15 protein-coding genes and 1 pseudogene are annotated in these 13,090 nt (G+C 65.3%); 7 read left to right on the forward strand and 9 right to left on the reverse strand.

Features of this window, described 5'->3' with window-relative positions:
* Positions 1 to 12: 12 nt before the first annotated feature.
* Positions 13 to 717, reverse strand: a complete 705-nt coding sequence (locus N2604_RS24910; RefSeq protein WP_260370804.1) for a hypothetical protein — start codon at positions 715 to 717, stop codon at positions 13 to 15.
* 136 nt (positions 718 to 853) lie between these two features.
* On the opposite strand from N2604_RS24910, the gene N2604_RS24915 reads away from it, so the two are divergent.
* Positions 854 to 2,002, forward strand: coding sequence for an AI-2E family transporter (locus N2604_RS24915; RefSeq protein WP_260370805.1), 1,149 nt, complete (start codon positions 854 to 856; stop codon positions 2,000 to 2,002).
* 3 nt (positions 2,003 to 2,005) lie between these two features.
* On the opposite strand, the gene N2604_RS24920 is transcribed toward N2604_RS24915, so the two are convergent.
* The 6 genes and pseudogenes from N2604_RS24920 to N2604_RS24945 form a co-directional block, all read right to left on the reverse strand.
* A complete protein-coding gene (locus N2604_RS24920) occupies positions 2,006 to 2,305 on the reverse strand; it encodes an antibiotic biosynthesis monooxygenase (protein ID WP_260370806.1) in 300 nt (99 codons plus the stop codon).
* A 100-nt stretch (positions 2,306 to 2,405) separates the two neighbouring features.
* Positions 2,406 to 2,641: pseudogene (locus N2604_RS24925) on the reverse strand (hypothetical protein).
* Positions 2,642 to 2,701: 60 nt separating this feature from the next.
* Positions 2,702 to 3,922 (reverse strand): diguanylate cyclase, encoded by a 1,221-nt coding sequence (locus N2604_RS24930; RefSeq protein WP_260370807.1) that lies wholly within the window; start codon positions 3,920 to 3,922, stop codon positions 2,702 to 2,704.
* Positions 3,923 to 4,151: 229 nt separating this feature from the next.
* On the reverse strand, positions 4,152 to 4,631 hold the full coding sequence (gene rpsI, locus N2604_RS24935; protein ID WP_260370808.1) for a 30S ribosomal protein S9: 480 nt from the start codon (positions 4,629 to 4,631) through the stop codon (positions 4,152 to 4,154).
* Between the two features lies 1 nt (position 4,632).
* On the reverse strand, positions 4,633 to 5,097 hold the full coding sequence (rplM, locus tag N2604_RS24940; RefSeq protein ID WP_018642440.1) for a 50S ribosomal protein L13: 465 nt from the start codon (positions 5,095 to 5,097) through the stop codon (positions 4,633 to 4,635).
* Between the two features lie 158 nt (positions 5,098 to 5,255).
* Positions 5,256 to 5,684 carry a PaaI family thioesterase gene (locus tag N2604_RS24945; protein ID WP_260370809.1) on the reverse strand — a complete coding sequence of 143 codons (429 nt, stop codon included), beginning with the start codon at positions 5,682 to 5,684 and terminating at the stop codon, positions 5,256 to 5,258.
* An 85-nt stretch (positions 5,685 to 5,769) separates the two neighbouring features.
* Here N2604_RS24945 and N2604_RS24950 point away from each other — a divergent pair, with 85 nt between their 5' ends.
* The 4 genes from N2604_RS24950 (at position 5,770) to N2604_RS24965 (ending at position 9,058) form a co-directional block, all read left to right on the forward strand.
* Positions 5,770 to 6,594 (forward strand): enoyl-CoA hydratase, encoded by an 825-nt coding sequence (locus tag N2604_RS24950; protein WP_260370810.1) that lies wholly within the window; start codon positions 5,770 to 5,772, stop codon positions 6,592 to 6,594.
* Positions 6,595 to 6,606: 12 nt separating this feature from the next.
* Positions 6,607 to 7,191 (forward strand): CoA-binding protein, encoded by a 585-nt coding sequence (locus N2604_RS24955; RefSeq protein ID WP_260370811.1) that lies wholly within the window; start codon positions 6,607 to 6,609, stop codon positions 7,189 to 7,191.
* A gap of 139 nt (positions 7,192 to 7,330) precedes the next feature.
* A complete protein-coding gene (locus N2604_RS24960) occupies positions 7,331 to 8,611 on the forward strand; it encodes an O-acetylhomoserine aminocarboxypropyltransferase (RefSeq protein ID WP_260370812.1) in 1,281 nt (426 codons plus the stop codon).
* Between the two features lie 105 nt (positions 8,612 to 8,716).
* Positions 8,717 to 9,058 carry a hypothetical protein gene (locus tag N2604_RS24965; RefSeq protein ID WP_260370813.1) on the forward strand — a complete coding sequence of 114 codons (342 nt, stop codon included), beginning with the start codon at positions 8,717 to 8,719 and terminating at the stop codon, positions 9,056 to 9,058.
* A 19-nt stretch (positions 9,059 to 9,077) separates the two neighbouring features.
* On the opposite strand, the gene N2604_RS24970 is transcribed toward N2604_RS24965, so the two are convergent.
* A complete protein-coding gene (locus N2604_RS24970; protein WP_260370814.1) occupies positions 9,078 to 10,160 on the reverse strand; it encodes a COX15/CtaA family protein in 1,083 nt (360 codons plus the stop codon).
* 109 nt (positions 10,161 to 10,269) lie between these two features.
* Between N2604_RS24970 and N2604_RS24975 the strand changes: the two genes are divergently transcribed.
* Positions 10,270 to 10,491 (forward strand): DUF2842 domain-containing protein, encoded by a 222-nt coding sequence (locus N2604_RS24975; protein WP_260370815.1) that lies wholly within the window; start codon positions 10,270 to 10,272, stop codon positions 10,489 to 10,491.
* On the opposite strand, the gene N2604_RS24980 is transcribed toward N2604_RS24975, so the two are convergent.
* On the reverse strand, positions 10,475 to 11,521 hold the full coding sequence (locus N2604_RS24980; RefSeq protein ID WP_260370816.1) for a polysaccharide deacetylase family protein: 1,047 nt from the start codon (positions 11,519 to 11,521) through the stop codon (positions 10,475 to 10,477). The genes N2604_RS24975 and N2604_RS24980 overlap by 17 nt on opposite strands.
* 128 nt (positions 11,522 to 11,649) lie before the next feature.
* Here N2604_RS24980 and N2604_RS24985 point away from each other — a divergent pair, with 128 nt between their 5' ends.
* Complete coding sequence (locus N2604_RS24985) at positions 11,650 to 12,831, forward strand: GNAT family N-acetyltransferase (protein WP_260370817.1); 1,182 nt, start codon at positions 11,650 to 11,652, stop codon at positions 12,829 to 12,831.
* Positions 12,832 to 13,090: the final 259 nt, after the last annotated feature.

Below are 13,090 nucleotides of genomic sequence, written 5' to 3' on the forward strand. Positions count from 1 at the left end.
GGGACGGCAATGCTATTTTCGCGCAAATGCCTCCCGGGCTTCCATCCCGGCCGCCACGGGCAGACCGGCGGCCTTCAGCGCAATTGCCGCTGTCTCGCCCGGCGCGGCCAGCCAGGGAAGCTTGCCCTCGATTCCGCGCGTCACGGGCTCCCCGAGCGCGCCTCCGAAATCGATCGGCCAGAACCCGTTGGGCACCACCTCGGCGGAGAAGCCGCGGATCGCATGGCCCTCGCCCAGGATTGCCTCTGCATGGTCGCTGTCGACAAGGCGCGCGGTGTTGGGATCCCTAAGATCGGCAAAGCTCACGAGCACGGGGATGAGCTCCCCTTGCACCGGGACAATGCCGGTCTGCCGGTTCATGTCCTTGAACGACACCTGGCTGCCGCGCGCGGCGCCATAGGCGCGGAGCGCCACATAGTTGATGTCGTCGAGGTCGAGCTTGGCGCCCTGCCGATGGGCCAGCAAGACCACGATGTTCTTGCCTTGGCCGAGATCGACGAACACAGCCTCCCCGCGCATCGTGGTGCGGCCGGCGCGGTTATAGTTGCGATCGGGCACGACAGCCAGAATGCCCGACCCGGTCTTGATCCCGGCTGGCGTCGTCACCTCGACCGTCAGGCGGTATTTGTGGTCCGGCCGGTTGATCCGGATCTGGTCGCCACCGACGAGCAAAGCCAAAAGCCCGAGCAGACCGGCCCACTTGCTGATAGTGCCCAAGCGCCCCTCACGTCTGTTTCCTCACCGCTCTGCACCGTTCGCGCGGCAGCGTCAAACGGGCGCGTTGCCGCTCTTGATCGGAAGCGCGTTTATCGAAAGAGTGCCCCAATTGCAGCCACCAAAGACAGGATACGATGTGACCTTCGCAGATGAACGACCCCGCTTCCGTGCCGACCTCGCGCGGGATCAGGCCTGGGCGATCGCAGTCGGCGGCATCGGCGTCGTGCTGTTCACCGCACTCCTCGCCTTCACCTGGTATTTTGCGACCACCCTGCTGCTGATCTTCACCGGCATGCTGCTCGGGCTCGGCCTCAACGCGCTGGTCAATGCGCTCGGTCGCCGGGTCCACCTGCCTCACACAATGCGGCTTGCAATCGTCTGCGTCACGCTCGCTCTGCTGCTCGCGGGCGTGGCCTATCTTGGCGGTGCCACCATTGCCGAACAGGCCTCGCTGCTGAGCAAGACCATCAAGTCGCAGATCACCAATGTCAGGTCCTTCCTCGAGAACCACGGCATCGACACCAGCTTCTTCGATCTCGGCAACGCTGCGCCGGACTCCGCGACCAACGCGTCCTCGGAGGCGACGCCCGCGCCGGCAACGCCTTCGCGCGCTCCCCTGCCTAGCGCCGGCGCGCTCGCCTCCAGCGGCGGCGCGATCGTGAGCCAGACCCTCAAGCTGCTGCTCGGCACCATTCACGGCGTAGGCAACATCTTCATCGTGCTGTTCCTGGGCCTTGCCTTCGCCGCCCAGCCCGCCGTCTATCATGACGGCCTGCTGTTCCTGGCACCGGCGCGGCACCGTACCCGTGTCGCCCTCGTCATCGACCGTATAGCGGAGACGCTGGAGCGCTGGCTGATCGCCCAAATCATCGTCATGATCGCGGTCGGTGCAGTGACCTGGATCGGACTTGCCGTCATCGGCATTCCCGGGGCGTTCATCTTAGGGATTCAGGCGGGCCTGCTCGCCTTCATCCCGACCGTCGGAGCCATCATCGCCGGCGTCGTCGTGGTGCTGGCGAGCCTCGCCTCGGGATGGATCCCGGCCTTGTCGGCGTTTCTGCTCTTCATGGGCGTGCACGCCATGGAAAGCTACGTGCTGACGCCGATCCTGCAGCGGCAGGCGCTCGACATCCCGCCGGCCACGCTGTTCGCGTTCCAGATCCTGCTCGGCGTCGTGTTCGGAATCTGGGGCCTCGCGCTGGCGCTTCCGCTGGTCGCCATCGCCAAGGTCATGATCGACCATGTCAAGACGTATGAGGCGCCGCCTCTGGCGGAGGCGGCCTGACACTCATGCCGTGGTCAGCACGGTCTCGGTGTGCTCGACCTCGGGGGGCGCGGCAAAATACTGGCCGACCAGGCCGCGCCATTCCGTGAAATTCTCCGAGCCGCGGAAGTCCACGGTGTGGTTCTCCAGCGTCGCCCATTTCACCATCAGCCGGTAACGCTGCGGCTTCTCGATCGACTTGTGCAGCTCGAAGCCGTGAAAGCCCTTGGAGCGGCCGAAAGCGGCCTTGGCCTTGGCGACGGCCGCCTCAAAATCCTTCTCGCTGCCCGGCTTGACGTCGATTTGCGCGATCTCGGTGATCATCGGCTTTCCACCCTGTTTGTTCGATGCCCGTGTCTAGCGTAGCCGGCTCCAAAGAAAAAGGCGCCGGAACGGCGCCCTGCCCGGCCAAATTGTGGGTGCGTCAGGCAAACAGCAGAACGGTGCCGGTCACGATCAGCGCACAACCCGCGAACAGCACGAACGGCCAGTAGCTACGGTGCTGCGTGTAGCGTCCTTGCGCGCGCCGCTCGGTGATCAGCGCGCTTTCGTATTCGTCCGCGGTCGAGAACAGACAGGCGAAACGCCGCGGGCCGAGGCGGCTTCGGCTTCGAGCGACATCAGGGCGGCTTGCGGATTCTGCCGACGGATCGATTCCATGACCACGATGGCAGGGATCGAATGGTAAACAGAGATTTACCGCAAGCCCGCCCTGCATTCTCACGCGGTGGCCGGACGCGCCTGCGATGCGCCGATCCGCGCCGCGCTCTGGCGGCGCCAATTCTCCAGCGACAGTGGCAGCTCCTCGGCCGCCTCGACGCGGTTGCGGCCGCTGCGCTTGGCCTGGTAGAGCGCGGTGTCGGCCGAGGCCAGCAGCACCTCCAGCTCAGTGCCGGCCGGACCGCCGGCGACGCCGATGCTGACAGTGGTATCGACCGGGCCTTCGTCGACCACGACGCCGGAGGTCTCGAACGCCTCGCGCACCCGCTCGGCGACCAGCACGCCCTCCTCCAGCGCGCACGGCAACAGCGCGGCGAACTCCTCGCCGCCGATGCGGCCCGAAAGATCGGAGATGCGCAGGTTGCTGACCACGACCGTGGAGAACAGTTTCAGCATCTCGTCGCCGGCGGGATGGCCGAAGCGGTCGTTGATCGACTTGAAGTGGTCGATGTCGAAGATCATCACGGTCACCGGCCGCCCGGCCTTGGCCTCGCGCTCGATCACGCGCGCACAGGCCTCCGAGAAGCCGCGGCGGTTGAGCATGCCGGTCAAAGGATCGGTCGATGCCGCAGTCCGGTGCGCGGTGACGGTGCGTTCCGACACCAGCATGAAGATCACGAACACGGTCCCGACGGCATAGAGTATGAGCTCGACCGCGAACACGGTGACCCAGATGCTCGAGGAGAAGCCGGCATCATGCGGGCGCAGGAAGCTGCCGATCAGGATCGGCAGCATCAACACGCAGCCGTGCATCACCGGCATCACGAGGGCCGGCCAGCGCCGTTGCACGCTCTTGCGCCGTTCGGTCCAGAGCTCGCTCGCAGTCAGCGCCGCGTACACCGAGACGATGCCGGCACCGACGAGCATGCGCAGCATCGATGCCGCGGGATCGAGCAGCGTCGCAGCGGCGACCCAGGCGAGCGCGCCGAGCACGAGCCCCGGCCAGTTCGGCTTGCGGCCGTGGAAGACGCGCGCCGCGTTCCAAACCATGCCGCAGGCGACGAAACCGACGGCGTTCAGTGCGAGATAAATGTGCGGCCCCAGCCTGTCGCCCGCCGCGGTCCATAGCGCGACGGAGGCGGCACCGAGCAGATAGGCGGTGCCCCACCATTTCAGCGCCGGGCTGTTCTCCTGCTTTCCGAAAAACACCATCATGGCGCCGAGCAATGCGGCGACCATGGTGGCGACCAAATAGAGCGTGATGCTATCGAGCGACATCATGTCGGCCCCCTTTAGAAAATAGCAGTTACGCGATCGGCCCAGCCGATTTGCGCGCCCTTCCGAAAGCGACGCTAGGTCTCGCGGGTTCCATTCAGGTTTTCGCCGGTCCCTAAGTTTTCGGGAAACACGCCATCAATTTGCGTACAAACGAACAACAAAAAGGGCGCTGAAATCAGCGCCCTTTTGCATCTCATTGAAGCCGCTTTCGCGGCGAATGCGACAGAAGCGATTAACGCTTCGAGAACTGGAAGGAGCGGCGGGCCTTGGCCTTGCCGTACTTCTTGCGCTCGACCACGCGCGAATCGCGGGTGAGGAAGCCGCCCTTCTTGAGCACGGAGCGCAGCTCCGGCTCGAAATAGGTGAGCGCCTTGGAGATGCCGTGACGGACCGCGCCGGCCTGGCCGGACAGACCGCCGCCGGCGACGGTGCAGATCACGTCGTACTGGCCCGAACGCTGGGCCACCGAGAACGGCTGCTCGATCATCATGCGCAGCACGGGACGGGCGAAATAGACCTCGACCTCGCGCGAGTTGACGGTGACCTTGCCGGCGCCCGGCTTGATCCAGACGCGGGCGACCGCGTCCTTGCGCTTGCCGGTCGCATAGGCGCGGTTGTACTTGTCGACCTTCTTCTCGTGCTTGGGCGCCTCGGGCGCGGCAGCCGTCTTGAGCTGCGAGAGCTGGTCGAGCGACTGAATGGATTCGGCCATGTTATGCGGCCCTCGTGTTCTTGCGGTTCAACTTGGCGATGTCGATCTTCTCGGGCTGCTGCGCCTCGTGCGGATGATCAGCCCCGCCGTAGACGCGGAGGTTGCCCATCTGGACGCGACCGAGCGGACCACGCGGGATCATGCGCTCGACGGCCTTCTCGAGCACGCGCTCGGGATGACGGCCCTCGAGGATCTGGCGCGCGGTGCGCTCCTTGACGTGGCCGACATAGCCGGTGTGCTTGTAGTAGGTCTTCTGCTCGCGCTTGCGACCGGTGAGGACCGCATGCTGCGCATTGATGATGATGACGTTGTCGCCGCAATCGACGTGCGGGGTGTAGGTCGGGAGGTGCTTGCCGCGCAGGCGCATGGCGACGATGGTGGCGAGACGGCCGACGACCAGACCCTTGGCGTCGATCAGCACCCACTTCTTCGTCACCTCAGCCGGCTTTGCCGAAAAGGTTTTCATGTCGGAGTTTCCGTGGACGGGAGATATCGGCGCGAACACCGCACCGGACTGCGCGGGTTTCTAGAGAAGAGCGGCGCAACGGTCAATGCCTCAAAGTGCAAATTAGCGACGGAAATTCAATGGCTTAAAAATAAGGTGTGATATTACCTGCAAAAAGCTCAAACGTTTGGAATGGAATAGGTCGAGGTGACATGGGCGATCGGATCCGCTGACGTGCCCGACAAGAGGTTCACCTCCCCGACCGCAAGGCGCTTGCCGAGCTTGAGCAGCCGGGCCTCGGCCAGCACATCCTGCCCGGGCTGGCCCTTGCGCAGGAAGTTGATGTTGAGATTGGTGGTGACGGCGAGCCCGATCGGCCCGATCGCGGACAGCAGCACCACGTACATCGCGAAATCCGCGAGCGCCATCAGCGTCGGGCCGGACACGGTTCCGCCCGGCCGCAGCATCCGTTCGCTGTAGCGCTGGCGCAAGAGGCTGGTCTGGCCGTCCGCGCTCTCGATCGTGATGTCGTCACCGCTGAAGGCCTGGGGAAACTCGTCACGGAGGAACTGCTCCAACTCCGCCACGCTCATTTTCGCTAACGCCATGCCGTCCCCACCCTCGCTTCGCCTGCCCTGTTACATTAAGTTATCGGTGTCATCCAATTGCAATCATTTAGCGGAAATCGCGTCAATGTCCGTCCAGGTCGCCCGCGCCCCCTCCCCGCAACCGCCGATCCTGCTGCGCGAGATCGTCGGCAGCGTCGCCGTGCTCACGCTGAACCGACCAGCCGCGCGCAACAGCCTTTCGGAGGCGATGATCGGACAGCTGCATGCGAGCCTCAATGCGATCGCGGAGCACAAGCACATCCGTGCGGTCGTTATCGCAGCCAACGGCCCCGCTTTTTCCGCCGGCCACGACCTGAAGGAACTGACCGCGCGCCGCACCGATCCGGATGGCGGCCGGGCTTATTTTGCGCAGATCATGACGGCGTGCAGTGCCATGATGCAGGCGATCGTGCGCCTGCCCAAGCCCGTGGTCGCTGCCGTCCAAGGCATCGCCACCGCGGCGGGCTGCCAGCTCGTGGCAAGCTGCGATCTGGCGATCGCATCGGAGGCGGCGAAGTTCGCCACACCCGGTGTCGACATCGGCCTGTTCTGCTCGACGCCGATGGTGGCGCTGTCGCGTAACGTGCCGCGCAAGCAGGCCATGGAGATGCTGCTGACGGGCGAGCCTGTCACGGCCGACCGCGCCCGCGAAATCGGGCTCGTCAACCGCGTGGTGCCTGCCGGCACCGAACTCGGCGCCGCGATCGAGCTCGCGCAACAGGTCGCGTTGAAATCCGCCTACACGATCAAGCTCGGCAAGGAGGCGTTCTACCGCCAGGCCGAGATGAGCCTTGCGGATGCCTATCGTTATGCCGCAGAGGTGATGACCAAGAACATGATGGCGCGCGATGCCGAGGAAGGCATCGGCGCCTTCATCGAGAAGCGCGCGCCAACATGGCGGGATGAGTAAGAAGAACGACACATGAACCACGACGCCTATCCCGACAATTACATCCGCGGCATCCTCAACAGCGTGAAATCGATCGCGATGGTCGGCGCCTCGCCGGTCAATGTGCGGCCGAGCTATTTCGCGTTCAAATACCTCGCGCAGCGCGGCTACGACATGATCCCGGTCAATCCCGGCCATGTCGGCAAGGAGCTGCTCGGCAAGCCGTTCGTCGCGTCCCTGTCGGACATCGGCCGTCCCGTCGACATGATCGACATCTTTCGCAACTCCAGCCACATCATGCCCGTGGTCGAGGAGGCGCTCACGCTCGACCCGTTGCCGAAGGTGATCTGGATGCAGCTCGGCGCGCGCGACGACGTCGCGGCGGCGAAAGCGGAATCAGTCGGTATCAAGGTGGTCATGAACCGTTGCCCGAAGATCGAATATGGCCGCCTGTCGTCCGAAATCTCCTGGATGGGCGTGAATTCGCGCACGCTCAGCTCCAAGCGCGCGCCGGTGCCGACGCAGGGCATGCGACTATCCCTCAATCGGATGAGTGTCGGCGGTGGCAACACCGCCGCATCGGATCGCGCTGCAAAAAACAAGAGCGAGCAAAGCTGACGCAAGCGCGAAGGTTTCGTTTCGCGAACGCGACAATGCGTAGCACGATCATTCCGATGTGAAGCCGCGCCTTGACGTCGGACACCGCGCCGATCAGCATGCCGCGCGATTTTCAGGCCACAAGAACAGGACGCCCTCAATGAGCGATCGCCTTCCGGGATTTTCAACGCTTGCCGTGCATGCCGGTGCACAGCCCGACCCCACCACCGGCGCGCGCGCGACTCCGATTTATCAAACGACCTCTTTCGTCTTCAACGACGCCGACCACGCCGCTTCGCTGTTCGGACTGCAGGCGTTCGGCAACATCTATACCCGCATCGGCAATCCCACCAATGCGGTGCTGGAAGAACGCGTCGCCGCGCTCGAAGGCGGCACCGCCGCACTCGCAGTGGCTTCCGGCCATGCCGCGCAAGTCGTGGTGCTGCAGCAGCTGCTGCAACCCGGCGACGAGTTCATCGCCGCGCGAAAACTCTATGGCGGCTCGATCAACCAGTTCACGCACGCCTTCAAGAGCTTCGGCTGGAACGTGGTGTGGGCCGATCCCGACGACATCGCAAGCTTCGAGCGCGCGGTGACGCCGCGCACCAAGGCGATCTTCATCGAGTCCATCGCCAACCCCGCCGGCAGCATCACCGACATCGAGGCGATCTCGACCGTGGCACGCAAGGCGGGCGTGCCGCTGATCGTCGACAACACGCTGGCCTCGCCCTATTTGATCCGCCCGATCGACCACGGCGCCGACATCGTCGTGCACTCGCTGACCAAGTTTTTGGGCGGCCACGGCAACTCGCTCGGCGGCATCATCGTCGATGCCGGCACCTTCGACTGGTCCACGGGGGGCAAATATCCGATGCTGTCGGAGCCGCGCCCCGAATATCACGGCATCCGCCTGCAGGAGACCTTCGGCAATTTCGCCTTCGCGATCGCCTGCCGCGTGCTCGGCCTGCGCGATCTCGGACCGGCGCTGTCGCCGTTCAACGCCTTCATGATCCTGACCGGCATCGAGACGCTGCCGCTGCGCATGCAGAAGCACTGCGACAATGCCAAGGCCATTGCCGAATACCTCGCGGGACATCCGGCGGTGGCGTCGGTGAGCTACGCCGGCCTGCCGAACGACAAGTACAACCAGCTCGCGCGCAAATACGCGCCGCGGGGCGCCGGCGCGGTGTTCACCTTCAGCCTGAAGGGTGGCTATGACGCCGGCGTCAGCCTGGTGTCGAAGCTGCAGCTGTTCTCGCACCTCGCCAATGTCGGCGACACCCGCTCGCTGGTGATCCATCCGGCCTCGACCACGCACAGCCAGCTTGACGACGCCGCCAAGATCAAGTCCGGCGCCGGCCCCGACGTGGTCCGGCTCTCGATCGGTATCGAGGACAAGGAAGACCTGATCGCGGATCTGGAACAGGCGCTGGGGGCGTAGCGCCCCGGAACGACGGCGGCCGTTTGGCCGCCGTCGGTTAACCCTCATTAACCATATCTGCCCCATACATCGTGCTTGGATCGCCCCTTTGATTCGGAGCCGACGATGCTGCGCTGGATGGTACCTGCCCTTGCGGCGATGCTGACGGTCTCAGCTGCCGTTGCCGCCGATCTGCCGGCGACGCCGAAGCGGCGCGCGGCCGTGCCGCAGGACCCGCCACAGGTCTATGTCGAGACCGATCCGGATGCGCTGATCTCGCCGGCCTATGGCATCGGCAGCTACATCCGCAACCTGCCGGGCACGCCGCTGCTGCCGGGCTCGCACACCCTGCCCGGCTATTACGGCCGCCCCTGGAGCTATGATTATCAAGGCGCCTATTACGGCGGGAAGCAGGTCGATTATTTCTGGCGCCTGCCCTATGCGTGCGGCGTCTACGGCTATTGCTGATCAGCCGGGCTGATGGTGATCAGCCGGGCTGACCCACCGGAACCGCGCGCGGCTGCGCGTGCGCAGACTGCCGTGACGCCAGCCGCTCCACCTGCATCACTGCCAGCGTCAACACCACGATCGCAACCGCCTGGTGCGTCAGCGCGAGACCGATCGGCACCTGGTTGAGCAGCGTGAGGATGCCGAGCACGGCTTGCACGCTCACCGCCGCGAACAGCCACAACGCGCCGCTGGCAGCCGCGCCTGCACGCGAGCGCACCGCGTCGATCGCATGCAGCAGCGCCAGCACGAACAGCGCATACGCAGTCATGCGGTGCTCGAACTGCACGGTCAGCACATTGTCGAACATGTTGCGCCACCACGGCGTCTCGAACCACAGCCGCTCCGCCGAGGGGATGAGCGCCCCGTCGATCTCAGGCCAGGTGTTGTAGGCCCGCCCGGCGCGCAGGCCCGCGACCAGTGCGCCGAAATAGATCTGCACGAAGGTCACCACGAGCAGCAGTGCGCTGGTGAACCGCAACCTTGCCGGCACGGTGATCTGCGGCCGCTCCTTGAGCCGCCGCACCGTCCAGACGATGCCGGCGAAGATCAGGAGCGCGAGCAGCAGGTGCGTCGCCAGCCGATATTGCGACACCTCGACCCGCTCCGTGAGGCCCGACGCCACCATCCACCAGCCGACCGCCCCCTGGACGCCGCCGAGCGCGAACAGCAGCCACAGCCTGCGCTTCAGCTCACCCGACAATCCGCCGCGCCAGAGGAAGAACAGGAACGGCAAGAGATAGGCGACGCCGATGAAGCGGCCGAGCAGCCGGTGGCTCCATTCCCACCAGAAGATCTCCTTGAACTCGGACAGGCTCATGCCGGCGTTGAGTTCGCGATATTGCGGGATCTTCTTGTAGGCCTCGAACGCATCGGCCCACGCCGCCTCCGACAGCGGCGGAACACTGCCCGTGACCGGTTTCCATTCGACGATCGACAGGCCCGATTCCGTCAGCCGTGTCGCGCCGCCGACCAGCACCATCAGCGCGATCAGCGCGGCCACGCAGATCAGCCACCAGCGCACGGCGCGATGCGGCTCGGATGGTGCGGAAATGGTCGTCATTTCAAGGACAAAACCAAGCCTGTGGCTAAGAGACTTGAACCGGACTGCGTGCCCCTTATAGTCCCCCGCTCCCGCAGCGCAAGTTACGCGAAAGCCGCAAGTCCCCGCCATGACGATCCGCACCCGCAAGTTCCTCGGCGCCATCCTGCTCCTGATGCTGGCCACCGTCTGGTCCCTGCTCGGCATGGCGGCGGCGCAGATGCCGTGGATCGCGGAATCCGGCTGGCGGCAGGCGATCTACTACGTCGTGGTCGGCATGGGCTGGGTGCTGCCGGCAATGCCGATCGTAAGCTGGATGCAGCGACCCGACCGCGTCAAGTCTGGCTCGTAGCGCTCCCGGTCGGCCTCACCGGCGCAAAGGCGACGCCCGACACCAGCACGCGCAACATCCGCAGCGAGCGCACGCGCCCATCCCAGGAGATCCGCGGCAGCGCGCGCAAGTTCGTGCGTCCCTCCGCCTCCACGATGCCCGGGATCGACGAGGCCGCGCTGGCGAAGCCCGCCTGCTCCGCCATCACGACGTGGCTGCGCCGGAACGAAGCGCGGTCGCCGAACGGCAAGGCGAAATGCCTGATCTCGCGCTGGAACGCCGATTCCGCCACGGCCTTGCCCATCGTCATCTCGCGCAGTGCGGCTGCGTCCTTCATGTTGGCCAGGACCGGATAGTTCACCGTTGCGCTGCCGATCGTCACGAGCGGATCGGCGGCGAGCCTGGCGAGGTCTTCCCAATCCATCGACGCCTCGCGCGAGAGCGCGGCGAGGTCGATCCGGTAGCGCGTGCAGAGATCGGCGATCGCGGCCGACACATCCGCCGGCGGCAGCGAGCGCAACCAGCTCTCCAGATACGAGAACAGCGCCTGCTTCCCGGCCTTGTCGGCGACGGTGAAGCGCTGTTCCTTCTCGCCCATCATCAGGCTGATGCGGCTCTCCCGCGCGATCACCTGCTCCAGCCCGAGCCACCAGGCCTCGCCGACACCGTCGGGAAAGGCCGTCGGCACATAGATCGTGAAGGGCACAGCGTGACGCGTCAGCACCGGATAGGCGAAGGTGATGAGATCCTTGGCAGCGCCATCGAAGGTCAGCGCCACGAAGTGCCGCTTCTCCGGCAGCGTCACCGCGCGCCGGCAGACTTCGTCCATGCCGAGGAAATCGTACTTCCACCGCTTCAGCGCGCGGATGGCGCGATCGAGGAATTGCGGCGTGACCTCGTGCTCGCGCAGCGGCTGAAATCCGCGCCGCCGCGGCCGCACGTGCTGGAAGCGCAGAATGGCGCCGGCACCGCGACTGCGCAGCATGGCCTGGCCGGTGAACCAGGCCAGCTCGAGGCGCAGCCGTTCCAGCCATCTGTCGTCGGAAGCCAAAATCCCACCCTTCGCGCGCGCGGCGGTCCGTTCCCTCTGCCAGTGTCATTACCCTTTGTTGACCTTTGTTTGCAAAGGTCGGCCACAGGCCGAAATACGTATTTTCGATTTCTCGACAGGTTTCGCGAATGACCATGGCTGCGGCGATGCAAAGCCGGACGGCAGAAGCGCCAGCGCGGTCGAAAGCGAGCCGTATTGCGCGGGTCGATATCGTCACCGATCTCGCCGAGGCCGAGGCGGTCTGGCGCGGTTTCGAGGCGGGCGGCCATCTCTTCACGCCCTACCAACGCTTCGACCTGCTCGGCCCGTGGCAGCGCCTGGTCGGCGAGCATGAAGGTGCCCGGCCGTTCATCGTGATCGCCCGCGACGCCGATCGCCGGCCGCTCCTGCTGCTGCCGCTCTCGCTGCGCCAGGGCCACGGCATGCGCACCGCCGGCTTCATGGGCGGCAAGCACACGACCTTCAATATGGGCTTGTGGGACGCCGAGTTCGCGGCAGAGGCCGCCAGCGCCGATCTCGATGCACTGCTTGCGCCGCTCGGTGAGCACGTCGACGTGCTCGCGCTGACGCAGCAGCCCGAACGCTGGCACGACCAGCAGAACCCGTTTGCAGCCCTGCCGCGGCAGCGCGCGATCAACGGCTGTCCCCGACTGATGATGGAGCCGGGCGGCCCGCCGGCATCGCGGATCAGCAATTCCCTCCGCCGCCGGCTCAAGAGCAAGGAAAAGAAGCTTCAGTCCCTCGCCGGCTATCGCTATCACCTGGCGACGTCAGACGCAGACATCAGCCGCCTGCTCGACTGGTTCTTCCGCGTCAAGCCGGCGCGGATGACGGAGCAGAAGCTCCCGAACGTCTTCGCCGAACCTGGCGTCGAGCAATTCGTCCGCAGCGCCTGCCTTGCGCCGCGCGGCGAAGGTCATGTCATCGACATCCATGCGCTGGAATGCGACGAAGAGGTGATCGCGATCTTCGCCGGCGTCGCCGACGGCGAGCGCTTCTCGATGATGTTTAACACTTACACGATGTCCGAGCACGCCCGCTACAGCCCCGGCCTGATCCTGATGCGCTACATCATCGACCGCTACGGCGAGCGCGGCTACCGCTCGCTCGACCTCGGCATCGGTTCGGACGATTACAAGCGGATGTTCTGCAAGGACGACGATGAGATCTTCGACAGCTTCGTCCCCCTGACCTCGCGCGGCAAGCTCGCGGCGATGGCGATGTCCTCGCTCAGCCACGGCAAGCGGCTGGTGAAGCAGAACCAGATGCTGTTCGACATGGCCCGGCGGCTGCGGCAGGCGATCGGGTAAGTATTCTCCGCCAGCGAACTGCTCTTACCCTCACCTGGAGGGGGAGGGTCGGCTCACATTGAGCGGAGCGAGATGTGAGACGGGGTGGGGTGACAGTCTCTCCAACTCGAACGCTGCCCGAGTGGAGAGATCAACCCACCCCGCTCGCGCTGCGCGCGATCGACCCTCCCCCTCCAGGGCAGGGCTATCGCATATGACTTGTGACGTCGGCCTGCGCGCACGCCTCGTCCTTCGAGACGGCGCTGACGCGCCTCCTCAG

The organism is Bradyrhizobium sp. CB1015, from assembly GCF_025200925.1.
Taxonomy (GTDB): domain Bacteria; phylum Pseudomonadota; class Alphaproteobacteria; order Rhizobiales; family Xanthobacteraceae; genus Bradyrhizobium.

Bases quoted from the DNA above. Each gene is read 5' to 3' on its own strand.
- N2604_RS24920 (WP_260370806.1), bottom strand. From the start codon at position 2,305: ATGATCACCGAGATCGCGCAAATCGACGTCAAGCCGGGCAGCGAGAAG.
- N2604_RS24930 (WP_260370807.1), bottom strand. From the start codon at position 3,922: ATGATGTCGCTCGATAGCATCACGCTCTATTTGGTCGCCACCATGGTC.
- rpsI (WP_260370808.1), bottom strand. From the start codon at position 4,631: ATGGCCGAATCCATTCAGTCGCTCGACCAGCTCTCGCAGCTCAAGACG.
- rplM (WP_018642440.1), bottom strand. From the start codon at position 5,097: ATGAAAACCTTTTCGGCAAAGCCGGCTGAGGTGACGAAGAAGTGGGTG.
- N2604_RS24945 (WP_260370809.1), bottom strand. From the start codon at position 5,684: ATGGCGTTAGCGAAAATGAGCGTGGCGGAGTTGGAGCAGTTCCTCCGT.
- N2604_RS24950 (WP_260370810.1), top strand. From the start codon at position 5,770: ATGTCCGTCCAGGTCGCCCGCGCCCCCTCCCCGCAACCGCCGATCCTG.
- N2604_RS24955 (WP_260370811.1), top strand. From the start codon at position 6,607: ATGAACCACGACGCCTATCCCGACAATTACATCCGCGGCATCCTCAAC.
- N2604_RS24960 (WP_260370812.1), top strand. From the start codon at position 7,331: ATGAGCGATCGCCTTCCGGGATTTTCAACGCTTGCCGTGCATGCCGGT.
- N2604_RS24965 (WP_260370813.1), top strand. From the start codon at position 8,717: ATGCTGCGCTGGATGGTACCTGCCCTTGCGGCGATGCTGACGGTCTCA.
- N2604_RS24970 (WP_260370814.1), bottom strand. From the start codon at position 10,160: ATGACGACCATTTCCGCACCATCCGAGCCGCATCGCGCCGTGCGCTGG.
- N2604_RS24975 (WP_260370815.1), top strand. From the start codon at position 10,270: ATGACGATCCGCACCCGCAAGTTCCTCGGCGCCATCCTGCTCCTGATG.
- N2604_RS24985 (WP_260370817.1), top strand. From the start codon at position 11,650: ATGACCATGGCTGCGGCGATGCAAAGCCGGACGGCAGAAGCGCCAGCG.